The following is a 23655-nucleotide window of genomic DNA, read 5'->3' on the forward strand; positions in this document are numbered from 1 at the left end:
AGCCGATAATTTTCGTTGGAATCATGAGAGTCATCTCTCTATCATGGTTGGCATTCATTCCATCATTCCGATCTGAAGGAGCAAAGTGCACATGTCGACCTGGGCTATAGGGATTGATATAGGGGGCACATTCACCGATGTGGTTGCCCTCAATTATGACGGGGGAGCCCTGCAGTCGCTCAAGGTGCTGACCACTCATGGGGACCCGGCCGAGGGTGTGGCCAATGGTGTGAAATCGTTGATCGAGCAATGCCGCATTCAGCCAGCGGACGTCAAGCGTATTGTTCATGCTACGACCTTGTTTACCAATGCCTTGATCGAGCGGCGTGGCGAGGCGACTGGCCTATTGACGACGCAGGGCTTTCGCGATGTGGTCGAGATCGGCAATGAGCGCAAATACGATCTGTATGATTTGAACATCGAAGCGGCGCCCGCATTGGTGCAGCGCCGCTGGCGTGCCGAGATTAGCGCCCGGATGGATGCTGGCGGCGAGGAGCTCGCGCCAGTCGACCTCGATGAGGTGCGGCGTGCGGTGGCTCCGCTGGTGGATGAGGGGGTGAAGTCTCTCGCGGTGTGCCTGTTGCATGCTTATGTCGATCCCCGACATGAGGTCGCTGTGCGAGACGCCTTGCGCGCCGTGTATCCTGATTTGGACATTACCTTGTCGAGCGAGGTCGCACCGGTCATTCGCGAGTTTGAACGTATGTCGACGACTTGTGCCAACGCGTATGTCAAGCCGTTGGCTCGTCGCTATCTCACGGCGTTGCAGCAGCGGTTGGAGGCACTGGGCCTACCCACTGACGTGTTGATGATGTTGTCCAATGGCGGTCTTTGCCACGTCGATGAGGCGCGTCGTGCACCTATCGAGTTGCTGGAGTCAGGGCCGGCCGCAGGCGCGATTTCTGCGTCGCACTACAGCTTGCGAGATTCTCTATCCAATCTGTTGGCCTTCGATATGGGCGGGACGACTGCCAAACTATGTCTGGTCGAAGATGGCAATCCGGCAATTGCTTATGGTTTTGAGGCGGCTCGGCAAAAGCGCTTTGCCGAGGGCAGTGGCTTGCCGATTCGCATCACTACGGTGGACTTGATTGAGATCGGCGCGGGCGGCGGGAGTATCGCGCATCGTGACGCATTGGGTCTATTGAAAGTCGGCCCGCAGAGCGCGGGATCTGAACCAGGGCCTGCTTGCTACGGTTTGGGCGGCAAGGATGCGACGGTAACGGACGCGAATCTGGTGCTGGGGTATCTGAATCCCGAGTACTTCGCTGGCGGCACGATGCAAATTGACGTGCCTCTGGCTCGTCAGCAGCTCGCGGCGACGGGTGAGCAAGTCGGTCGCGACGTCGTCGGTGTGGCCTGGGGTATTCACGATATCGTGGCTGAGAACATGGCTGGCGCAGCGCGTGTACACGTTGCCGAGCGAGGCCGGGATCCACGCGATTTCGTGCTGCTATGCACCGGAGGCGGCGGCCCGTTGCATGGTTATTACGTGGCGCAGAAGGTGGGGGTGCGCAAGCTGGTTTGTCCACCAGCGGCGGGCGTGGCGTCCGCCTATGGTTTGCTGGTCGCAGCGGCACGGACAGATCGTTCGCGTACGGTCAGCGTGCGCCCGGATACGGATTCGCTGCAAAATCTGGAGCAAGCATTTCGAGATCTGGAAAGTCAGGTGTGTCAGTCGCTCGATAGTCTTGAAGCGACCTTTGGGCCGGTGCGCTTGGCGCGATATGCGGATGGCCGCTTTGTGGGGCAGGGGTTCACGTTAACGGTGGCATTGCCCGCAGGACCCTATCATGGCGAGGGGGCTGCGTCAGAAGCTGAGGTGCGAGAGATCCTGTCTGCGGCTTTCAAAGAGGGATATCGAGAAAAGTTCGGCAGGACGCCACCCGATGTCCCCGTGGAACTGATGAATCTGAGGGTCTCGGGCGAAGCTCCACCGCGGCAGGCGCCGCCAAATGAGGTGCTGGAGGCGGGGGCAAACGCTCAACCGAAGGCGCACCGCCAAGTGTATTTCCGCGAATACAACGACTACGCCGATACGCCTGTCTACGATCGCGCCAGTCTGCGGGCGGGATTCGAGGCGATGGGCCCGTTGCTGGTCGAGGACGCCGGTTCAACGCTCGTTGTCGGTCCCCGGGGCCGAGTCACACAATCGGCCAGCGGAAATCTCATCGTCGATATTCTGGAGCAAGCATGAACAAGCCTTATTCCCCCGATGTGGCGGCGGATCCGATCTTCCTGGAGGTGTTCTGGGCGCGGATACGCTCGATCGTCAACGAAGCTGCCAAGCTGATCGTACGTACTTCGTTTTCTACGCTCTCGACAGAGGCGAATGATTTCGCTGTTGTGATGACGGATTCGCAGGGGCGATCGTTGTCGGAGAATAGCGGCAGTATTCCGTCGTTCATCGGTACGTTGCCACGCACGACGCAAGCCGTGATCGAACGTTTCGGGGCGCAATCGATGCGCCCAGGCGATATCTACATCACGAATAATCCCTGGGTCGGCACCGGACACCTGAATGATGTTACGTTGGTCAAGCCCTTGTTTCACCAGGGTGTGCTGGTGGCGTTCGCGGCCTCTACTGCGCACGTCCCCGACATCGGCGGCAAGATCCGCTCGGTGGATACACGAGAGCTGTTCGAAGAGGGATTCCATATTCCTTTGATGCCATTGTTGCGTGACGGCAAGGTGGACGAAACGTTGCTGCAACTCCTGCGCACCAATGTTCGTACGCCGGAACAGACCGTCGGAGATATCTGGGCACAGGTCGGGGCGTTGGAGTTGATCGATGGCCGGCTTGATGCGCTCTTGTCCGAATACGCCCTGAGTGAGATAGATGGTTTGGCACAGGCACTTTTCGAGCGCAGCGAGGCCGCGATGCGGACAGCGATCAGCGCCTTGCCCGACGGGAAATACCGTTATGAGATGAACACCGATGGCTTTGAGGAGTTGTTCCGGTACGCCATCGAAGTGACAATCGAAGGCGACTCCATCACTTGCGATTTCGCTGGCACTTCACCCCAGCAGGCTCGAGGAATCAATTGCGTCCTGCCGTACACCACGGCGATGTCAGTCTACGCGATCAAGTCCTTGCTCCTGCCCGACCTGCCCAATAACGATGGCCTGTTTCGCCCCATCAAGGTCATGGCTCCCGAAGGATCCTTGTTGAATCCTCGCCAGCCGGCACCCGTCGGCGGCCGTGCTTGCACCGGGCATTACGTCCCCACGGTTGTGTTCGGCGCGATGGCGCAAGTCATTCCGCAGGCGGTGATTGCGGGTGCGGGCTCGCCGTTGTGGATTGCCAACTTTAGTGGCACTCGCAGTAATGGAAAGCCTTTTGCCATCGTGTTGTTTTACAACGGAGGCATGGGCGCATCGTCCAGCAAGGACGGAGCTTCAGTGATGGCATGGCCCAGCAATATCTCTCCGACTCCTGTGGAGGTTGCGGAGAGGGAGGCGTCGCTACTTTTCAAATACAAAGCGCTTCGCAGCGGTTCAGGTGGAGAGGGGCGTTATCGAGGCGGCTTGGGGCAGGAGATTTGTTTTGTCAGCCGGCATCACGCACCGATGTCGGTTGTCTTCATGACGGAGCGAATCACTGTTGCGGCTCCCGGTATTGCGGGGGGCGAGGATGGCGCCTGCGGAGCGCTGCTGATTAACGGTCAAGCAGTGAATAGTCGACAGCCACATTGGATACAGCCAGGTGATGAAATCATCATGAGGACACCCGGTGGCGGAGGCTATGGTCCACGTGTCGAGCGCGTAGCGCAGATGAGTCATCGCGATCAGCAGCAAGGATATACGTTGGCAGCATCGTAGTCGTTGAGCTGCGCAGCCATACTGCGCGGCTCGAGGGTTTGGGGCGGAACATACCGCCTTTCATATATCAATGATCTCAAGGGGAATGTATGAAAATCACCGGACGCAGTTTCTGTAGAGCGCTGTTGATATTGGCTGCCGGTATGGCGGCACCAGCCGTATTGGCCAGCTATCCTGATCAACCCATTCGTATAGTCGTTCCGTACGCGGCGGGAGGGTCAACCGATTTGGTGGCCCGGCTGCTGGGTAAGAGTGTCAGCGAGCAATTGGGGCAACCGGTCGTTGTTGAGAACCGCCCCGGGGCGGGCAGCAATATCGGTACGAGTTATGCCGCCAAGGCAAAGCCAGATGGTTATACGCTAGTGCTGGCAACATCGACTGCATTAGCTGCTAATCCCAGTCTATACAAGAACTTGCCCTTTGACCCTCAGAAAGATTTTGCTCCTATTATTCTGACCAGCACCTTGCCCCATGTGGTGGTGATCAATGGCCAATTGTCTCCTCGCACGATGACGGAGCTCAATACCTTTTTGAAGAATAACGAAGCTGCCTATAGTTTCGCCTCGGCCGGCAGCGGCACGCCATCCCATTTGGGGGCAGAGCTTTATAAGCGCAAGCTGGGAGTCAGTCTGGTGCATGTGCCCTATAAGGGCGGTGCTCCTGCTCTGACGGATCTAATCGGCAATCAAACCACTTTTATGATCGCTGTCGTACCCGAGGCGATGCCGTTGGTCAAAGAGGGGAGATTACGCGCATTGGCCGTCACAAGTAAGCAGCGTCTTGCTGCTCATCCCGATCTACCGACTGTTGCGGAGTCAGGCATTCCTGGCTATGAACTGACCGCCTGGTATGGCATTCTCGCGCCAGCAGGAACGCCATCGACCGTTGTCGACAAACTCAATCAAGCGTTCAATACGGCGCTGAAAGACCCTGCTAATCAGGAAAAATTGAAAGAGATGGGCTTTGTGATTGAAGGAGGGACTGCGGCGGTACTTGCTGAACGTATCCGTACGGAAACAATCAAGCTGAAGGAGATCATTAAACAGGCCGGGATTTCGATGGATTGACTGCGATCTTGACATGCTTGGGGGTGGGGGTGGTTTGCAGGATCTGTTCGAAGGTTTTCAGAAAAGCATCGGCACTTGGTGCGAGCGAGCGAAGCCGGCGGGAGATCAGGCATATTTCGCGTGAAAGTTCCGGTCCTTTCAGGGGGCGAAACTTCAGGCGCTCAGTCGCCAGTTCATGTGTGGCAGTGAGTGCGGGCACGATGGAGTAACGCCCCGGTATTTTCAGCAGCGAGAACAGTGATGTGGTTGACGACGCCTCATCGCGATGGCCGTCTCGCATACGGAAGCCTTGCGCGTGCTTTCGCAGAAATGAGTCGATTCCCGTATCGGAGCTGAATCCGACGTAGTGCTCCGGATCCAGCCTGTTCCAATTCAGTGCACTTGTGTCGTTCGCCAGAGAATCATCCTTGTCGACGATCACGCCGTAGCGGTCGGTGAGCAGCGGGTTGTACATCAGGTCTTCCAGGCCTTGATGGGGGGCAGCAATCGCGAAGTCGATGGTACCTTCGGCGACCATTTTCTCTACCTGCCTTGATCCTGCATCCCGGATGGAAATCGTGATCTCCGGGAAGTCCTTTTTGAAGATATCTATGACTCGGTAGAGGTAGTAATCAATGACGGATGCGGCCGCTGCGAGTCGTATATGGCCGCGCTGCAAGCTGGCGAAAGCTCTCAAATCGGAAATGGATGCGTCAAAGCGCTTGATGAGTTGTTCGGCCTCGACGAGATAGCGTTCGGCTTCTGCAGTCATGGAGACGCGCCGCGTGCTGCGGTCGAAGAGTTTTACGCCGACGGATTCCTCAAACTGCTGGATGACATTTGTGAGCGAGGATTGCGTCATGTACAACCGGGCGGATGCGGCGGTGAAGGTGCCGCTGCGGGCGACCTCGACAAAACAGCGCAGATGGCGCATGGAAATATGGCGGGACATGACTATCCTTTTATTCGTTTTTTCGAAATGAAAAACGTTAATTGATCATTAGATAGCATAGCGCCTTGTGCGCCAGTGTCGCGCATGCCGCCGCGCTCGAGTTCCATGGTGTAGCACAGCTTGTCGCTTGCTATGTGCTTTGGTGTGGAAATGTTTTTGACGTCACCAACCACTGGCGTACGCCGGCCTGCGCGGGTCCGCCGCACCCCATCGGACTCCTGTCTGTTGATCATATTTCACCGCGCACATTGCGCCGGCGCGCCAACTGCGGCCTGCCCACCACTGCACGGCGTGGCCCAGCGCGGTCAATTCATCGCCGATGCTGCGGTCCACCATATCCTCGATCATGAGACGGCCAGGCATCGCGTTATGGGGTTCAAACGATGAGGGAAAACTGAACGTCGCAAAGCGAGGGGCTTCGATAGCCTGCTGCAGTTCCATACCGAACACTTCGATATTCAGAAAGGTCTGCAGCATCGCCTGGCACTGCACGTCCCCTCCGGGTGTGCCAAAGGGCATGGCGTATTGTCCAGGCCTGATTGCCAGGGACGGGTTGGGCGTCAGGCGAGGGCGGCGCCCTGCGCCGACGCGGCAAGGGTGCTCGGGATCCGCCCAGGATTGGCTGCCGCGCCCGGATGCGCACAATCCCGTGCCCGGAATAACAGGCGTGTTATATGAGCCGTCGCTGGGAGTCGCGGAAAACGCATTGCCATCTTTATCAACGACGGCGACATACGAAGTGTCCAAGCGAGGATCGGTGCGGGCCGTATCGTCAGCCGTCGCGGGCTGCATAGGGATAGGACGATTCTGTGGCAAGCGGCCTGCCGCCGGCATGTCGGGGCCTGCATGGTTCATCGCAATCATGGCCAGGCGTTCAGCGGCATAGGCTTTGGATAGCAGCTCCTGTTGCGGCACGGTGGCGTAGCGCGGGTCGGCATAGTGCACTTCGCGGTCTGCAAAGGCCAGCTTGATGGCCTCGGTCAGCAAGTGGATGTACGGGGCGGAGTTGTGGCCGAGCGCACGCAAGTCTCGCGATTCGAGGATGTTCAGCATTTGCAGCAGCGACGGGCCCTGACACCAGAATCCGCAGCTATGGATCTGTGTGCCTCGAAAGTCGATGCTCAGTGCAGGGTCCACCTCGACAGAGAAATCGCGCAAGTCCTCATGGGTCAGCCAACCGCCTTCTTGTTTGTGATAGTTGACGATAGCGGTTGCGATATCGCCTTCGTAAAAGGCGCGGCGTGCGGCTGCGAGACCTGCCTGTCGGCCGCTGCCTTGGCAGGTGCGCTCTTCATCTGCCATGTATTGGAGGCTGGCGGCGAGATCGGTTTGACGAAAGATGGATCCAGCGACAGGAGGCTTGCCGCCAGGCAGGTAGACAGCGGCGCTCGAGGCCCAGCGGGCGTAGTTTTTGGCGTTGTCGGCTATCACCTCTGCCATCAGGGGATACATGACAAAGCCCTCGCGAGCCAGCCGTATGGCGCCGGCGGCGACCTCGCCAAAACTCATTGTGCCAAAACGCTCCAGCGCCGTGATCCAGGCATCCGGTGCGGCCGGGATGACTGTACGTAGAACGCCAGCGGGAATGGTCCCGCCGAATTTCTGCATGAATGTTTCCAGGCGGGTAGCGCGAGGCCAGTACCCCAGCCCGGAAATGCTCCATACTTTATTTGATTTTGCTTCGTAGACCAGGATGGGCGCCACACCGCCAACGTTGACGATATCGCTCTGGACCACACCTAGCGCAATGCCCGCCGCGACGCCGGCATCGATGGCGTTGCCGCCTTGCTGCAGAACGTCCATACCCGCTTGTGTGGCGAGGTAGTGGCCAGCCGAGATCATATGGTTCAGGCCAGCCAGGGTGGGACGCATCGATGAGGGGGCGCTGCCTGCAGTGAGGTCGGGAGCGTATGTCGTAGTGGACATGGCAATCTCTAGTAGGTGGTCAAGCGTGATCGTTCTCGAAGAGCGAGCGGAATTATTGTGGCGTGATGCCGAGCTTTTGCGTGACGGATTTCCACCGGTCGAATTCCGCGGTCAAGTATTTTCGAAACTCTGCTGGGGAACTGCCCTCGATAATGACGTCTCTATCCTCCATGGTGCGGCGGACGTCGGGATTTTTCAATGCGGTTTTGGTTGCTCTGTACAAGGCATCGACGATTTCAGGCGGCGTTCCTTTCGGTACCAGCAGGCCATACCATGAGCCGCCTACCAATGCCGGAAAGCCGCTTTCTTTCGCGGTCGGGATGTCTGGCGCCCGCTCCAGGCGTTGTTCGCTGAAGACGGCCAGTGCCTTGAGTTTGCCGTTTTTAATCAGCGGCAGCGTTGTGCCCGGGGTATCCAGGGTGTATTGCACTTGGCCCGCCATGGTGTCGTTCAACAGGGCCGAACTGCCTTTATACGGGACGTGTACCGTGTGGATACCCGAGTCCATGTTCAATTGCTCGGAAAAGAAATAATTGGCGGTCATGATGCCAGGCGAGGCGTAGTTCACCTCGCCTGGATGCGCCTTTGCGTAGTCGACCAGTTCGCGCAGGTTATTGGGCGGAAATTTCGGATTCGCCACCAGGATGAATGGACCCCCGCCGATGCGTGTGACGGGGACGAGATCACTCATCGGGTCATAAGTGAGCCCTTTTACTGTCAGTGGTGCGCCCGTCAATGGCGATGCGGTGGCGAACATCACGGTATAGCCGTCGGGCGCGGATCGGGCGACTTGTTGGGCTGCGATGGTACCGCTGGCGCCGCCCCGGTTTTCCACGACGACGGTCTGGTTGAGCTCTTTGCCCAGCTGTTGTGCCAGGACGCGTGCGACGGTGTCGGTTCCTCCACCGGGCGGGTAGCCGACGATTAGGCGTATCGGTTGATCAGGCCAGGATTCGGCGGCCTGGATGGTGGCAGGCAGCGCTGCCACTAATCCGGCTACTGCGGTGAGCCGCGCAGCGCGGCGGATACTGGATTGCAATTTCAAGAACACAACTGAACGAGTCAACATGGTGATCTCCGGCACGCGTGAGGCAGGGCAGAGGGCTATTTCGAGGCCAATCCCAGTTTTTGAACAATTTCGGCTTCTTGCTGATACTGCTCTTTCGCATAGGCCGCGTAATCCTCGCCATTCATATAGACCAGTTCCTGCCCATACTGAGTCAGGATTTGTTTGAAGGCATCAGATTCTGCGATGTCTTTGAATACGGCATGCAGCTTGGCGACTGTCTGAGGCGGCATGCCTTTGGGACCTGCAATACCAAACGGCGCATTGGCGGGCGGGGTGCCATCCAGTTCGTGCAAGGTGGGAGTCTGAGGATATTGCGCACTGCGTTGCGCGCCCCACGTCACCAACATACGCATTTTTCCAGCCTGTACCAAGGGCTGTACCGTTGTCGACCCGGCGTATGCAGAGACTTGGCCACCCAGTACTGCCGTGATGACATCCGATTCGCCTTTATACGGGATGTGACGCCACGTCACGTTGTTGCGGGTCGCGATTTGTTCCATCATGACATTCGAGGCGCTGCCCACGCTCGCTGTGCCATAAGTGATTTCGTTCGGATGCTGTTGGGCAAAGCTGATGAATTCGCCCCATGTTTTATGAGGGGACGCCGTGGGTACCGCGACACCCAATGTATACCCGCTGAGCATCATGATGTAGGTGAAATCGCGAGTGGGGTCATAGCCCATATCCTGGATGTGCGGCATGCGATAGACGGGGCTGGGCAGGATAGCGAGCGTATAGCCGTTGGGTTCTGCCGTTTTGATGGCGCGCGCACCGAGCGTCGCGCCTGCGCCGCCCCGGTTCTCGATAACGATGGATTGCCCCAGTTTGCCTGCAGCCAGCTCGGCAAATTTGCGGATGACAGTATCCGTCGACCCGCCCGCCTGATAGGGCACGATGATATGCACCGGGCGGGTGGGGTAGTCATCCGCTGCGGATCCTGTGACAGGGAAGATCGCAGCCATACTGGCTACCAAGGCGGCGGTAACGCTGGCACAACGCGCAATGGGCTGTTGTGGGGCAGCATTGCGAATGCTGCTGACGAGTGATGTCATGATGATCTCCGCGAGATTCAGTTGGCGGCCCAGGCCTGCGCAAATGCACGGGCGAAATTGCCGCCGAGCACGCCCAGAATCTGGCTGTCGCTCAACCCGGCCTGATGCAGCGCTTCGGTAAAGGCGGGAAACTGTGCCGGGGTGGGCATCTCGACGGGGTATCGTGCTTCCATCACATCGCCAAAGGCATCAGAGAAATCTCCGCCGGATTTGGCGTATTTGGTACGCGACATCACCATGACGTGGCGTACAGCCTCATAGGTGTCGACGGACGGATAGTCGGTGCCTATGCCTACATGCTCGTAGCCCACCAGGTCTCCGATATATTTGACGTTCGCGACGAAGTCCGACAGCAGTGGTTGTTTCTTCGGATCGCCACTCCAGTTGAGGTAGGCGTGAATGCTGCAGCCAATGACGCCGCCCGTGGCTGCTACTGCCTTGATGACGTCGTCCGACTTGTTGCGTGGACGCTTGATCACTGCGTTGGCGTTGGCATGGGTCAGAAAGACGGGCCGGGTGCTGCGTGCCGCGGTGTCCAGGCAAGTCTGGGGCGCGCAATGGCTCAGGTCGATTGCTATGCCGACGCGGTTCATCTCGTCGATCATATTCAGTCCCAGATCGCTCAAGCCTGCATTGCGTTTTTCAAGGCATCCGTCGCCGATCAGGTTTGCCTCGTTGTAGGTCAGCTGAATGACACGAATGCCGAGTGTGTGAAAAAGCGCGACACGGTCGATTTGATCGCCGAGAGGTTTGGCATTTTGCCAACCCATGATCAGTCCGAGCTTGCCGGTTCGCTTGGCGCGCGCAATGTCTTCGGCATTTTCGACAAGCAGCCAGGGGCTATCAGGCGCCGCACAACGTTGCCGCCATAGCATGGCGTCCTTGAGTGCCTGCTCGAAATCGGCGCCCATGTCGCTGATCGTGACGTTGATGGCGCTCACGCCGCCGCTCAACATGTCGCGGGTACTGCCATCACTAAAGAAAACCAGTCCATCGACAATCGTGGCTTGGCGGTGCAAATCGGCGGTGTGGCTGACCATGAACTAATTCCCTTGCTATTGAGGTGATTATTTGGACTGAATGAATGAGGTGAGGCGCCGGCATGGCGCTATGCGTATGGCTTAGCGACGGTATCGGTCATAGCGGAATGGCTTCAAGTCAACGGTGGTCTGTTGGCCCTGAATGAGCTGAGCCATGGCCTCGCCAGCGGCAGGTCCAATACCAAAGCCGTGACCGGAAAATCCCGATGCCAGAAACAGGCCGGGCACATCGGGGACGGCGTCCATGACAGGCATCGCATCCGGTGTGACATCGATGTAGCCCGCCCAGGATTGTGCGATGCGGGCGTTATGGAACGCCGGAAAAGCATCCGTCAATTTTTTCCAGGCCTGAGCGTTGCCCCGCATCGACGGGTGCGGATCCAACACGCGATGGCGTTCGAATGGCGACTCGCGATCCGCGGGATAACGGCGAGGCAGGGACAGCTCTTCGAAAAACCGTTTGCCGAATCTCAATCGCACAAAGCTGCGATTGGCCAGCCACGAGCGCATGAAATAACGCATCAATCTGAAACTATCGGGGACGACATCTGCCATCGACGCGCCGAACTGCGATACGGTGTAGCCGCCGTCTGCGCGCTTGCGGCAGGTAAAGTCCTTGCCGTTGATCGCTGCGGTCGAGCCGGTATCGATGGGTGTCGTACGTAGTACCGAGCCGCGAACCTTCAGCTGGGGAAAGTCAGCCCCCAGGTTGCCGCAAAACAGCCTGGACCAGGCGCCGGCGGCGATCAATACTGTGGTGGTTTCGACGCGCCCCTTTTCGGTGAGCAGGGCGGATACTCGCCCCGCGGACTGCTCTACACCACGCACGGCGCAGTCCTCCAGAATTTGAGCGCCTGCGGCGCGCGCCAATGCGGCGATCCCGGTTGTCGCCAATTGGGGTTCGGCAACGCCATCGGTGGCGCTGTACATGGCCCCGGTCCAGGCTCGGGCGGTTTGGGGCAGCAGGCGTTTGGCTGCCGCACTATCTAATAGATGCGCATCGGTGCCATAGGCTCGTGCATGGTCGATCCAGGCTTGGTGCGAGGATGTGTCCGCATCATTGTCCTGCAAGTACAGCATGCCTGTACGGCGAAATCCCACGTCTATTTGTTCCTGGATTTCGCCCCAAATCTGGTTCGAACGTATCGCCAGCGGGACCTCTGGCAGATCGCGTCCCAGCGTCCTGACCCATCCCCAATTGCGGGAAGACTGCTCACAGCCCAGCGCCGCCTTTTCAAACACGGCGGTCCGGACGCCAGCGCGGGCGAGGGCGTAGGCGGTACTGATGCCGATGATGCCGCCGCCCACAATGGCGACCTCGACATGATCCGGGAATGCGGCTGATTGACTGCTTCTGTGCTGCAACGGTTACCTCTTCTTTTGCTATTTATTATCGCTATACGATAAATAAAAGTGTATAGCGATATAATGTTTGGAATTTATACTGCAAGCCCGTGAGCGCGGCAACGTCTGGGTTTCCCTAGGGAGGGCTATGACTGCGCCTGGCTGCCATCTACGTTCCGCCAATTTCGGAGTTTGAATGTCTGAGCCTTCCGCACTGATGATCCAATCGTTGGAGAAAGGGCTGTCGGTGCTCGAGTCGTTTCGAGCCCATGCTTCGCTGAGTTTGCAGGAGATAGCCCAGATCAACGGCATCACGATGGGGTCGGCGCAGCGCGTGGCGTACACGCTGGAGCGCACAGGCTATTTATCGAAGGACGCACGCAGCAAGCGTTATAGCGTGACCGTCAAAGGCGTCGGGCTGGGGTACAGCTATCTGTATCGGCAGCCGTTGTTCCAACACGCGCACGCGGTGCTGCATCAACTCAATCAGGAATGCGGAGAAATCGTCAACCTGAGCGTCCCAGATGACGGGGACAACATGGTCTTTGTGATGCGGGTTGCCCCGGCGCGCCATATCCCGGAGTACATGCCCGTCGGCTCGCGTATTCCTTGCATATCCTCCGCGTCGGGGCGTGCTTTATGGGCGCATTTATCGCCTGCGGAACTCGATCAGAAGCTGAGGACTGTCACACCGATCAAGCACACACCGCGCACCACCACCGACATGGCTGCGTTACGAACGTTGATTGAGCAAGCGCGCCATGATCAGTATGGCTATGCGGATGAGGAGTTTTATGCGGGGGATGTGAACGTCGCGTCTGCCATCTATGACGAAACGGGTACGCCGATCGGGGCAGTGAATATTTCTGTTCCCAAGCCGCGCTGGTCATTGGACCGCGCGCGGCAAGAACTGGGGCCGTTGGTCATGCGTGCGGCGAGGGTCATCAGCAAGCGTAAATAGAGCGGTGTCGCGATTGAGCGATCAGGGCGTTGTGTTTTCCTCACCGCAGGGCATCGCGATATCTGTTTATCATGCCTCGCGTTCGAGTCCGAACATGCCCTCCAGCACACGGTGTTTCGATTGCTCGATGTGCTGCATCATGTTCGCAAGCGCTCGTTCGTGATCGCCGGCAGCCAAGGCCCTCAAGAACCCCAGATGTTCTTCCATGGCGGGCACGACCTGCACAGGCCGCATCGACTGGGCATCGTAGCGAATCAATCGCACGTGAAGGCTATTGACCCGATAGATCTCCGAGAGAATTTCGTTGCCGATGGCATCGACCATCTGGTCGTGCAGCCCCCAGTCGACGGATTGGGCATCGCGCTCCAGTGCGTCGTCAGGTGTGGATGCCAGCGCGCGTTTGAGGATCGCCTCGTGGCTTTCGATGAGCTCATTGATCGAGCTCTGATTCACGACTCTACAGAAATTGATCACCGCCTCGCGTTCGATCATCGTGCGGACTTGCCAGGCATTGCGGATCAGCTTCATATCCACGGTAGCGATCTGCAGGCCTCTCTGTGGCACGGTTTTGATCAGCCCTGCCGCCTCTAGACGCGGGATGAGTTCCCTGACCGCCGCAAGCGGCATTTCCAGCATTTCCATCAGCTCGCGCTGAGAGACGAACTGGCCTGGCAGGATGCGGGCGTCGATGATCTGCTGGCGAAATCCTTGGTAGGCGAGGGCGCGCTGGCTGAGCGATGCCGTGGCAGCAGTGCCGCTGGACGACTTTGCCGAGCGGGGTTTAACAGAGGTTGTGTTCATAGGTCGAATACAGCAAGCCGGACATAAATTTGATTGTGCCTGATCTACGGGTTATCACTAACATATAACTAACATGTTAGTTGGTGTATAGTTCGAGCTCAGCGAAAGGGATAGTACCCCTATTGATTGTTTTTGCAAACGGAGTGTGTATGGGATTGGATCTCACCGGCGTTATTCCGCCGCTCGTTACCCCCTTTACGGCAGATGGCAGCATTGACGAGGCTGCGTTGCGCAAGGTCATTCGGTTTAATCTCGACAAGCAAGTACACGGTGTCTGCCCGGGTGGAAGCACTGGCGAAGGCCACACGCTGACGATCGACGAGTTCAAGCGCGTGATGGAAATCACGGCAGCCGAGGTCGCGGGACAGGTGCCTATCGTGGCGGGGATTATTTCCAATAGCACCCGGGATGCCATCAATCGCGCTAAGGCCATCGAGCATCTGTCTGTCGCTGCACTGCAGGTGACCCCGGTGCATTATCTGTTCAAGCCGGATGAGCAGGCCACGCATAATCATTTCAAGGCCTTGACACAGGCCGTGGATACCCCGGTCATTATTTATAACGTCGTGCCTTGGAATTATCTGAATCCTGCTCAGATGATTCGCCTGATGTCCGAATTACCCGGCGTTCAAGGCATCAAGCAAAGCCAGGGCGATCTGAAGCTGATGGCCGATCTGCTGTTGGGCGTGCCCGAGGGATGCAAGGTGTATTCCGCTGTGGACGCGTTGCTTTATTCGTCGTTCGCGCTCGGTGCGCACGGCACGATCGCCGCGACGCCGGCTGCGTTGCCTGGCGTATGCGTCAATTTATGGAACACCGTTCAGGCCGGCGATCATGTGAAGGCCGTCGAGATGCACGCCGCCATGCTGGCATTCTGGAATGCGCTGGTGGGAGATAACTTGCCCGCGAATATCAAGACGTCGATTGCGCTCCAGGGCTGCGAAGCAGGGCTGCCGCGTGCACCGATGCCGGCAACCTCGCCTGAACAACGCCAACGAATCGAAGCGGCGATGGCGGCAGTGTTGCGCTTTGACCGTTAAACCATACGCGATCAATAAGAGAGGAGACGACAGATGAATATTCAACGCCGCAGCATGATCAAGCTCGGGGCGGGTTTATGTGTGGGCGCCGCGATCGGCAGGCCTGCCTGGGCGCAGTCTTATCCGAGCCGGCCCGTGACGCTGGTCGTGCCGTTCGCGCCCGGGGGCAATACGGATATTGTGGGCCGGACCATTGCCACCGCATTGGCAAAAGTGCTGGGCCAGTCCGTGGTGGTGGACAATAAAAGCGGCGCTGGCGGATCGATCGGGGCGTCACAGGTGGCGCGGTCTGATCCGGATGGCTATACCTTGCTGCTGTGCGGGGCCGGTGTCATCGTCACGGTGCCGCAGATGGTCAAGACCAGCTATAGCCGCGACAGCTTTACCCCGCTGGGCCTGGTGAACAAGAGCTCGATGGTGTTGCTGGCCCGTGGGAATGACGAGCGTTTCAAAACACTGAAGGATTTTGCCGAGTATGCCCGCGCAGAACCGGGGCGGGTCAACGCGGCCCACTCGGGGCCTGGAACGCCGAATCATTTGGCGTTGATCCAGACAGAAAGCCTGCTCAAGGCGCAGTTCACGGTGCTCAGCTACAAGGGGGCCAACCCTGCATTGATCAGTCTGCTCGGCGGGCAGATCGATGCGATGTTCGATCAGGTGCCCAGCTGCCTGCCGCATATCAAGAGCGGTGCATTGAAGGCATTGGCCGTGTTGGGGCCTGAGCGGGATCCCATTATTCCAGACGTGCCGACGATCGCTGAACTGGGATTTGGCAATATCGACGGCACTACCTACGTGGGCATATTGGGGCCGAGTGGCATGCCCAAGGAGCTGCGGGATCAACTGGCGAATCTGATCGCGCAGGCGGTCAAGGATCCGCAGGCGGTCAAGAGCGCGACTGAGCTCGGCAGTGTGGCTTATTCCAGTACGCCGGCAGAGTTTACGCAGGTGTTGAACGCCGAGTATGCGGTTGCAACACAGGCAGCAAAAGACGGTCGACTGAAAGTCGACTGAGGCGATGCGGCGTAAATAGCGAGTGAATCAATCCCGTGAAAAAAATTCTCAACAATCCCCAACACTATGTCGATGAAATGCTGGAGGGGCTTTGCGTCGCCCATCCTGAACTCAAACGAATGGGTGACGATGGCCGCGTGATTGCGCGCAACCGAGGAGCGGTTGCCGGAAAAGTAGGTATTGTGACTGGCGGCGGATCGGGCCATCTGCCTGTGTTTCTGGGCTATGTTGGCGAGGGCTTGCTGGACAGTTGTGCGGTAGGCAATGTCTTTGCAGGCCCTCGGATGGCGGATTGCATGGAGGCAGCGCGCGCTGCTGATGGGGGCGCGGGTGTTTTGCAGCTATACGGCAATTACGGTGGCGACCGTATGAACTTTGATATGGCGGCAGAGATGCTTGAGCTGGAGGGTATTGCTACGGCATCTGTGCGTGTGACGGATGATGTGGCGAGCGCGCCGATCGATCAACAGGAAAAGCGCCGAGGCGTGGCGGGGTTGGTGTTGGTCTACAAGGTGGCTGGCGCGAAGGCTGCTGCGGGGGCGTCGCTCGAAGAGGTTACACGCCTCGCGAACAAGGCGAATGAGGCTTGCCGTTCTATCGGTGTAGCGATTACGCCGTGCGTGGTGCCAGAATCGGGCAAGCCCTCGTTCACGATTCAGGACGGAGAGATGGAGTTCGGCATGGGGATTCACGGAGAGCCGGGACTCTGGCGTGGGCCGCTGAAAACCGCTGATGAATTGGCCGATGAGATGCTCAGCCATTTGATGCCTGAGTTGGCGTTGTGTCAGGGGAGTCGCGTCGGGGTCATCGTTAACAGCCTGGGGGCGACGCCAGCGGAAGATCTGTATATCCTGTTCCGACGAGTGGCTGCCGTGATGCGGAGCAAGGGAGTTGAAATCGTGCAGCCGTTGGTCGGCAGATATGCGACTTCCATGGAGATGACAGGTGCGTCGTTGACCTTGATGAAATTGGATGATGAGCTGGAGCAGTTATTGACGGCGCCGGCGGATTGTCCGTTCTGGAGGGTGCATTGATGTTGTCTCAGTCTGAATTGAAAGCTGCCACGGGTCGTTGGTGTGTCGCGATGCGCGCAGCGGCCCCAGAATTGAATGAATTGGATGGCAGGTTGGGCGATGCGGATCTGGGGGCGACGCTCGACAAATGTGCCGTTCTGATTGAGCAAGAACTGTTGAGCCTGCCTGATGATTTGGACGGGGCTTTTAAAAAGTTGGCACAGGCTAGCGCTAGAGCGTCGGGCTCGAGTTTCGGTACGCTGTTGACGGTGGCATTCATGACTGCTGCGAAAAAAAGCGCCGGCAAAACGAGTTTGAGTCGATCAGACATTGCGGATCTGCTCACTGTTGTGATTGAGGCCTTGTCTGCCAGAGGAGGCGCCAGCCTGGGAGATAAAACGGTTTTGGATGGGCTGCAGGCGATTTGTGTGGCCTTGCAAGCAGCGGCTGACGAAGACTGTCTCTTACCTGTGGCCCGTGATGCCGTGCAGAGGGCGCTCGATGAATTCCGTGACAGGCCGAATCGGATAGGGCGCGCTCGCATGTTTGCGGATCGAACTATCGGGATGGATGATCCGGGAATGGTGGCGCTGTTGAGGATGGTGGAAGGGCTTTCCGTGCAGAGCGATGCGCTTGGTTAAAACCAAAACTATTTCAAGGCTCGGCCCAGTTTTGGTGAGAGCCAGACTATTCAATACCTTGAGGACGTGCCGCGCCGCATTGCCAGCAGGTGGTGAATTGCGGCTCCAGCCATTCTCCGCAGTCGCCGCAGTGCCAGTTGAATCTGGCGCCGAATAGCTCGTTCTTTACTGGACCCTCAATAATTTGCATGGCCACGGCTTTGTCGTGTTCGTTTTCCAGCCAGATGTCCGGGCCGCATTGATCTACCGGGATTTCCCCTGCGCCGCCTTGCATGTAGCGGTTCGTGAGGTGGCAGGTGATGCCGGCCTGAGTTAGCAGGTTGACCCAATGTTGAGCCAGCATTAAATCGGGTGCTCGCATTAGTCGAATCATGGGCGCGTCCGGAGGAGGGCAGACGCGTTAATCATACGGCAAGTAGACGCAAAATCTTGCGTGTCTGTTTATGGGCCGTTCCTGCAGAATTCAGCGCGGCCGGCGTCCAGCTCCGACAGGATGGTATCCATGGCGGCGCTGGCCTGCGCTTGTGCATCGGCATAGCAACTGTTTCCATGCGCATCAATGGCTACGGTGACTGGCCCTAGCCCTTCGACCTTTAGCCGCACTACGCGGTAGTGGGTCAGCATATCGGGCCAGCCGATTTCCAGCACGCCGCGCAGCGATTGCGACAGCAGGGTGCAACCTCCCCCCAGAAAGGAGAGATAAACGCAGCCGGTCTCTTTCATTGCCTCGACCGACGCCGCATCCAGCCCGCCCTTGCCGCCCACGGCATGCAAACCCAGCTGGCGGATCAGCGCAGGCATGTAGGGATTGAAACGGGTGCTCGTGGTGGGATTGATATAGAGCACCTGGAAGCTGCCATCGGCTGCCTCCTGACTGTAGCTGCCGATGTGAAACAGGCAGCCGTCGTGCAGTTGCAGAGGTAGCGGTTCGGCCCCGTCGAGCGCTTTTAGCAGGCGCTGGTGCGTGGGCAGGCCGGCCGTTACGACTATTTCGCCATCCAAGATCAATTGGTCACCGGCACGAAGCGAGCGTGCGTCCTCGGCCGACAGCGGGAAATTCATACGATGCGTGCGGATGCTCATTCTACGATCTCCACTCGATTGTCGTTGTAGATCCGCGCGCGGGTGCGCCGGTTGATCCAGCAGTTGAAAGCCACGGCCACCGGGGTAAAACCATGGCCGGCACAGTAGTTCACGTTGACCGATAGCGCGGTACTATCGCCGCCCGTCCCCATGGGGCCGAAACCGGTCTTGTTGATGGCTGCAGCCAATCGACGCTCCATGTCGGCCACCAGTGGTTCGGCATGGCGTTCTCCGATAGGGCGCAAAGTGGCCTCCTTTGCCATCTTGGCGGCGTAGTCGAAAGAGCCGCCTACGCCTACACCGATCACCACTGGCGGGCAGGGCTGCGAGCCCGCCTTGCAGACGGTGTCGATGACGTATCGCTCGATAGTCGCCAGATCGGGAAAACTGAAGATTTCCAACGCTTCCCACCGTCCCGAACCCAGTGCCTTGGGGCTGCAGGTGATGTCCACACAGTCGCTGCCATCGACTAGGTCAAAGGTGGTGAGCGGCATGCCCTTGCCAGCATGGCCTCGCTCTAGCGTGAGCGGGTGGGTGACGTGGGGCAGCAGGGGCGGCTGAATGTTGCCCACCAAGTCCGCAAACCCGTCGGTGATGGCCTGGCGGACATCGCCCGCGAAGCGCGCCTGGGTGCCGACTCGCACAAAGAACACCGGCACACCGGCATCCGAGCAAATGAAGTGATTGTCGCGTGCTGCGGCGTCTGCGCTTTCCACCATGATGCGCAGCGTGTGCCTGGCGGTTTCGCTGCGATCAGTGGTTTCCAGTGCGAGGAGGGCAGAACGGGTGTCGGACGGAATTCCGCGTAGCGAGCGGTCGTAGAGCTTCGCTGTGACACGGCGGATGGTTTCGGGTTGGATGGACATTATGCGGCCTCGGCCGAAAAAGTAGGGTAGTGATCGTGCACCGATCAATCCCACGCGGTGGGATTGATGACGTGGCGCGGCATTCTGCCGGCTAATGCGGTGATGACGCTCTCAGCCACGGACATTGCCACCCTCTCAATGGATTCGTGCGTAAAGGTGGCCATGTGCGGCGTGACGGTGATGCCTTCGACATCGATCAGGCAACTAGGACTGCCCACCCCCTGTTGCTGCAGGACATCGACGGCTACGCCTGCCAAATGGCCACTGCGGATGGCTTGCACAACGGCCTCTTCGTCCAGTAAACCACCGCGCGAGGTGTTGATCAGGTAAGCACCTCGTTTCATCTGTGCCAGCGTGCGTGCGTTGATCATGTGCCGCGTCGAGTGATCGAGGGGCAAATGCAGCGTCACGATGTCTGCTTCCGCCAACGCTTCATCGAGTGAGCAGAAACGCACACCTTGTTCCCGGCCGAAATCCAGGTCCGGCCGCGGACAGACAGCAAGCACCTCCATGTCGAAGCCGCGAGCACGTTTGACCACACCTCGGCCGATGCGACCCAGACCCACGACGCAGATCTTCTTGCGCCAGGCCTCGGTTCCTGTGAACCGCTCCCATCCATGTGCTCGCACGCTGGTCGACGCGCGGGAAATGCCGCGCATCGCTTCCAGTATCAGGGCAAGGGTGAAATCGGCGACACTCTGGTCGTTGGTCCCGGCCGCGATGCAGACGATCACGCCGTTGCGGGTCGCCGCCTCCAGATCCACGTTGTCGTAGCCGACACCCGGCCGGGCGATCAGCTTGAGCCGGTTGGCTGCTCCGATTACGGCTGCGTCCATGGGCTCCATGGCGAACACCAGAGCGTCGATGTCCCGTACCTGTTCTACCAGCCAGGCCCCATCGATTGGGGCCGGCGTGTTTCGGACGATGACTTCATGGCCCGCTTCCTGCATTAATGCGATGGCTTTCTGGGACTGGGCCACGCTCTTGGCTGTGACGAGTACTCGCCCGGAAATGCCGTTGCGGATTGGTTTTTTCACGGTCACTCCATCTTGATGTCGAGACGCTTGAGTACGGGTTTGAGACGCTGCTCTTCCGAGTCAATGTACTGGGCCAACTCTGCTGCATCGGTCACCCGCAATTCGACGCCGGCCGCCGCCAGGCGCTCCCTGCGGGCCGGATCGGCAGCGGCTGCCTGCATACCGCTTAGCAGCTTGGCACGGATGTCCGCGGGCGTGCCGGCGGGGACAGCTACGCCGTACCAGGATTCGGAAATGAACCCCGGCATTCCTGCCTCGGCAGTGGTGGGAACGTCAGGTAACAAGGGCGAGCGCTGGGGCGTGGATACCGCCAGGGGCCGGATCTTTCCGTTCTTCACGAAGGGTACCTGCGGCGGGATGTTGACGAACGACACCTGGACTTCGTTACCCGCCAGTGCCATCACGGCCGGCGACGCCCCTTTGTACGGAATATGGGTGATGCGAGCCCCGGTGAGATCCTTGAACATCTCGCCAGCCAGGTGTGGGCCGGTTCCCGCGCCTGCGCTCGAATAGTTCAAGCTGCCAGGATTCTTTTGGGAATAGTCGACCAGTTCCTTCAGCGAATGTACGGGGGTTTCGGCATTCACGGAAACCATGCTGCCGATGACACTCCACATGCCCACCAGTTCGAAATCCTTCTTCGCGTTGTAGGGGATCTTGGGATTGATGAGAGGCATGATCACATGCGTGGCCGGGCCGATCATCAATACGGTGTAGCCGTCCGGCGCCGAATGGGCCACCGCGACGGCGCCCACGATGGTGCCGCCGCCTGGTTTGTTGTCGGTAATGACGGCGGCGCCGTTGAAAGCTGTCTTGAGGCCGTCGGCAAGTTCGCGGGTCAGCAGGTCGCCCGCGCCGCCCGCTGCATACGGGTGCACGAGGCGGATCATCTTGTCAGGGTATTCTGCGCGTGCCAATAATGGCGAGACCGCCATCGCGCCACATAGCAATGTGGCAGCGGCACGCCGGACGCTCGCTGGCAAAAATGCCGAGTATTTGATTTGCATATTGTCTCCGTGGATATTATTGGTATGTCCATGCAATCGCAGGTGAGAGCCGTTAGCGTTGTTGAAACTCGTTTTGAAGGGCTCGAACCAGGCCGCCGGCCCGCCAGATGGCCAGCATTCGCTCAGAAAATGGTTGCGCGGACAGTGTTCTACCGTCGGCGAGGGTGATCAGGCCATTGGCGGGATCGACCCCAATGGTGTCTCCGTTGCTGACGTGGGCCGTGATGCCGGGGACAGTCAAGATCGGCAAGCCTTGTGATAAGGCGCGCCTGACAAATCCAGATTCGCAGGATTCCACGAGAACCACTGAAATACCGGAGAGTTTGATGGCTGCACTGACTTCGATATGGTTATGGTGGGCAAAATTCTTGCCGGCCACCACGATGTCACCCTCTCGCACTTCCGATGGAAACCGCGGGTTGAGTCTGCGAAAACACATGGACCGGAGCAGAGGCGCATCGAAAGGCTTGCCGAAGCCATCACGCACTGCGGAAAAGTCGATGATCCCGTCATCGCCGGAGACCTGATCACCGAATTTCCAGACTCGTCCTTTCAGCTGGGGGTCTTCCATATCAGTCCGCTTCCATCAATGCGTTAGGGGATCGTGCTTCTCCCAGCAAAATACGTGGGTCCACGATTTCTCCGCAGACAGCGGAGGCGGCCACGGTCAGAGGTGAGGCCAGAAAAATGCGAGCGGTTTCTGCGCCATTTCTGCCTTGGTAATTGAATTGATGGGTGGATATGGAGTTCTCGTTCTCGTTCAGTACGCCGAGATAACCCCAACAGGTATTACAGCCGGGAGAGAGTACGGTTGCGCCCGCGGTGGCGAAAATTGCTAGCAACCCTTCGCGGGCAGCTTGTGCGTATACGTTCTGACTGCCCGGCGAGATGTACAGGGTGACCTTTCGGGCAATGGTGCGGCCGCTCAAGATGGCGGCCGCGTCGCGCATGTCTTGCAGCCGATTGCCGGCGCACGATCCAATGGTTGCCTGATGGATAGGGGTACCTGCAAGCAGCGACACCGGCTGTGCCCCGGTGAGTTCGGGCGGCACTGTGACTAATGGCTCGATGCAGGACAGGTCGATGTCGATGACCCGTTCGTACTGCGCATCGGGGTCGCTGAAGATGGTCTCATAGGGGCGGCCGTTCGCGCGCTCGTCGACATAAGCAAGCGCCACGTCGTCCACTTCCATGATCGCGGTGTCCGACATCGTGTGAAAGGTCGAGGCCAGAATCGTTTGTCGGTCGTCAAGCGTGAGGTCATGTACGCCGGGGCCGCCATATTCGACGCAGCATTGAAGGAATTCGCCGCTTCCATAATCTCGGATGATGGATTGAACAACATCGCGGGCGGAAACCCCGAATGCCAACTGGCCGAAAAGATTGATGCGAACGGTCTTCGGAACGCGAAGCCAGTTCTCATCCTTTAGCAAAGGAACGAGAATATCGGCGGATGTAGGTATGTTCAATGCGCCGACAGCACCAATGCTGGCGATATTCCCTTCGTCAGAGAAGACCAGCGAGCCAGGTCTGGCAAATCCTCGTTCCACGAGTACCAAGTGACGCAGACCGGTATTGGGCCCAAAGAAATTCTCGATGCCGAATCTCTCGGTGAGTTCCTTGAGCAGCTTGTGGGTTGCGGCATGCCGAGAGCCTACGGCGGCTGCAGCGGTGTGATCGATGACGATAATGGCCTTGTCGGGCCGAGCAAGCCCTTTGGCACCGATTTTTTCGAGATTCTCTTTATGTGTGGGCCAGTAAAGCTCCTGCGTTACGACATGGTCTGGAACGCAACTGAGATACTCACCCACCTCGACATGCTCGCGCCCGGCATGGCGCGCGATAATTTTCTGTGCGATGGTTTGGCCGCGGTGCGTACTGGGCGCGACAGTCGGCTCGCCGACGTTGGGGGGCATGAGGCTGTCTCCTTTATCGGCTGCG

Annotated in this window: 22 protein-coding genes; 8 read left to right on the plus strand and 14 right to left on the minus strand. The window is 58.6% G+C overall.

Features of this window, described 5'->3' with window-relative positions; genetic code table 11:
- The first annotated feature begins 91 nt into the window (after window positions 1-91).
- From ACYVI2_RS26825 to ACYVI2_RS26835, 3 genes are all read left to right on the plus strand, one after another.
- Window positions 92-2197: a hydantoinase/oxoprolinase family protein gene (locus ACYVI2_RS26825; RefSeq protein ID WP_415820972.1), complete on the plus strand. Its 2106-nt coding sequence runs from the start codon at window positions 92-94 to the stop codon at window positions 2195-2197.
- Window positions 2194-3822 (plus strand): hydantoinase B/oxoprolinase family protein, encoded by a 1629-nt coding sequence (locus ACYVI2_RS26830; RefSeq protein ID WP_415820973.1) that lies wholly within the window; start codon window positions 2194-2196, stop codon window positions 3820-3822. Before ACYVI2_RS26825 ends, ACYVI2_RS26830 begins: the two co-directional genes overlap by 4 nt.
- Window positions 3823-3911: 89 nt before the next feature.
- Window positions 3912-4889, plus strand: coding sequence for a Bug family tripartite tricarboxylate transporter substrate binding protein (locus ACYVI2_RS26835; protein WP_415820974.1), 978 nt, complete (start codon window positions 3912-3914; stop codon window positions 4887-4889).
- On the opposite strand, the gene ACYVI2_RS26840 is transcribed toward ACYVI2_RS26835, so the two are convergent.
- From ACYVI2_RS26840 to ACYVI2_RS26865, 6 genes are all read right to left on the minus strand, one after another.
- Window positions 4861-5820 (minus strand): LysR family transcriptional regulator, encoded by a 960-nt coding sequence (locus tag ACYVI2_RS26840; RefSeq protein WP_415820975.1) that lies wholly within the window; start codon window positions 5818-5820, stop codon window positions 4861-4863. The genes ACYVI2_RS26835 and ACYVI2_RS26840 overlap by 29 nt on opposite strands.
- 162 nt (window positions 5821-5982) lie before the next feature.
- The gene (locus ACYVI2_RS26845; protein ID WP_415820977.1) at window positions 5983-7746 is read right to left on the minus strand and encodes a gamma-glutamyltransferase family protein; all 1764 of its coding nucleotides are present in this window, start codon (window positions 7744-7746) and stop codon (window positions 5983-5985) included.
- A 52-nt stretch (window positions 7747-7798) separates the two neighbouring features.
- Window positions 7799-8815: a Bug family tripartite tricarboxylate transporter substrate binding protein gene (locus ACYVI2_RS26850; RefSeq protein WP_415820979.1), complete on the minus strand. Its 1017-nt coding sequence runs from the start codon at window positions 8813-8815 to the stop codon at window positions 7799-7801.
- A gap of 35 nt (window positions 8816-8850) precedes the next feature.
- On the minus strand, window positions 8851-9867 hold the full coding sequence (locus ACYVI2_RS26855) for a tripartite tricarboxylate transporter substrate binding protein (protein WP_415820980.1): 1017 nt from the start codon (window positions 9865-9867) through the stop codon (window positions 8851-8853).
- 17 nt (window positions 9868-9884) lie between these two features.
- Complete coding sequence (locus ACYVI2_RS26860; RefSeq protein WP_415820981.1) at window positions 9885-10907, minus strand: dipeptidase; 1023 nt, start codon at window positions 10905-10907, stop codon at window positions 9885-9887.
- An 81-nt stretch (window positions 10908-10988) separates the two neighbouring features.
- Window positions 10989-12272 carry an NAD(P)/FAD-dependent oxidoreductase gene (locus ACYVI2_RS26865; protein WP_415820982.1) on the minus strand — a complete coding sequence of 428 codons (1284 nt, stop codon included), beginning with the start codon at window positions 12270-12272 and terminating at the stop codon, window positions 10989-10991.
- A gap of 175 nt (window positions 12273-12447) precedes the next feature.
- Here ACYVI2_RS26865 and ACYVI2_RS26870 point away from each other — a divergent pair, with 175 nt between their 5' ends.
- Window positions 12448-13212, plus strand: coding sequence for an IclR family transcriptional regulator (locus ACYVI2_RS26870; RefSeq protein ID WP_415820983.1), 765 nt, complete (start codon window positions 12448-12450; stop codon window positions 13210-13212).
- A gap of 69 nt (window positions 13213-13281) precedes the next feature.
- On the opposite strand, the gene ACYVI2_RS26875 is transcribed toward ACYVI2_RS26870, so the two are convergent.
- Complete coding sequence (locus tag ACYVI2_RS26875; RefSeq protein WP_415820984.1) at window positions 13282-14013, minus strand: GntR family transcriptional regulator; 732 nt, start codon at window positions 14011-14013, stop codon at window positions 13282-13284.
- A gap of 149 nt (window positions 14014-14162) precedes the next feature.
- Here ACYVI2_RS26875 and ACYVI2_RS26880 point away from each other — a divergent pair, with 149 nt between their 5' ends.
- The 4 genes from ACYVI2_RS26880 to ACYVI2_RS26895 all read left to right on the plus strand — a co-directional run bounded on the left by ACYVI2_RS26880 (window position 14163) and on the right by ACYVI2_RS26895 (window position 17721).
- The gene (locus ACYVI2_RS26880) at window positions 14163-15053 is read left to right on the plus strand and encodes a dihydrodipicolinate synthase family protein (protein ID WP_415820985.1); all 891 of its coding nucleotides are present in this window, start codon (window positions 14163-14165) and stop codon (window positions 15051-15053) included.
- A 33-nt stretch (window positions 15054-15086) separates the two neighbouring features.
- Complete coding sequence (locus ACYVI2_RS26885; protein WP_415820986.1) at window positions 15087-16067, plus strand: Bug family tripartite tricarboxylate transporter substrate binding protein; 981 nt, start codon at window positions 15087-15089, stop codon at window positions 16065-16067.
- A gap of 35 nt (window positions 16068-16102) precedes the next feature.
- Entirely contained in the window at window positions 16103-17101 is a 999-nt protein-coding gene (locus ACYVI2_RS26890) for a dihydroxyacetone kinase subunit DhaK (RefSeq protein ID WP_415820987.1), read from the plus strand.
- Between the two features lie 92 nt (window positions 17102-17193).
- A complete protein-coding gene (locus ACYVI2_RS26895; protein WP_415820988.1) occupies window positions 17194-17721 on the plus strand; it encodes a dihydroxyacetone kinase subunit L in 528 nt (175 codons plus the stop codon).
- Between the two features lie 46 nt (window positions 17722-17767).
- Here ACYVI2_RS26895 and ACYVI2_RS26900 read toward each other — a convergent pair whose 3' ends face one another.
- The 7 genes from ACYVI2_RS26900 to ACYVI2_RS26930 all read right to left on the minus strand — a co-directional run bounded on the left by ACYVI2_RS26900 (window position 17768) and on the right by ACYVI2_RS26930 (window position 23630).
- Window positions 17768-18094, minus strand: a complete 327-nt coding sequence (locus ACYVI2_RS26900; protein WP_415820989.1) for a putative signal transducing protein — start codon at window positions 18092-18094, stop codon at window positions 17768-17770.
- A 68-nt stretch (window positions 18095-18162) separates the two neighbouring features.
- Window positions 18163-18804, minus strand: coding sequence for a fumarate hydratase C-terminal domain-containing protein (locus tag ACYVI2_RS26905; protein ID WP_415820990.1), 642 nt, complete (start codon window positions 18802-18804; stop codon window positions 18163-18165).
- Complete coding sequence (locus ACYVI2_RS26910; protein ID WP_415820991.1) at window positions 18801-19670, minus strand: fumarate hydratase; 870 nt, start codon at window positions 19668-19670, stop codon at window positions 18801-18803. The genes ACYVI2_RS26905 and ACYVI2_RS26910 overlap by 4 nt, the downstream gene beginning before the upstream one ends.
- Before the next feature lie 44 nt (window positions 19671-19714).
- Window positions 19715-20707 carry a phosphoglycerate dehydrogenase gene (locus ACYVI2_RS26915; RefSeq protein ID WP_415820992.1) on the minus strand — a complete coding sequence of 331 codons (993 nt, stop codon included), beginning with the start codon at window positions 20705-20707 and terminating at the stop codon, window positions 19715-19717.
- A 2-nt stretch (window positions 20708-20709) separates the two neighbouring features.
- Complete coding sequence (locus ACYVI2_RS26920; RefSeq protein WP_415820993.1) at window positions 20710-21714, minus strand: Bug family tripartite tricarboxylate transporter substrate binding protein; 1005 nt, start codon at window positions 21712-21714, stop codon at window positions 20710-20712.
- Between the two features lie 52 nt (window positions 21715-21766).
- Window positions 21767-22285 carry a 3-isopropylmalate dehydratase small subunit gene (locus ACYVI2_RS26925; protein WP_415820994.1) on the minus strand — a complete coding sequence of 173 codons (519 nt, stop codon included), beginning with the start codon at window positions 22283-22285 and terminating at the stop codon, window positions 21767-21769.
- Window position 22286: 1 nt separating this feature from the next.
- Window positions 22287-23630, minus strand: coding sequence for a 3-isopropylmalate dehydratase large subunit (locus tag ACYVI2_RS26930; protein ID WP_460490379.1), 1344 nt, complete (start codon window positions 23628-23630; stop codon window positions 22287-22289).
- Window positions 23631-23655 lie beyond the last annotated feature (25 nt).

The organism is Bordetella tumbae, from assembly GCF_054780995.1.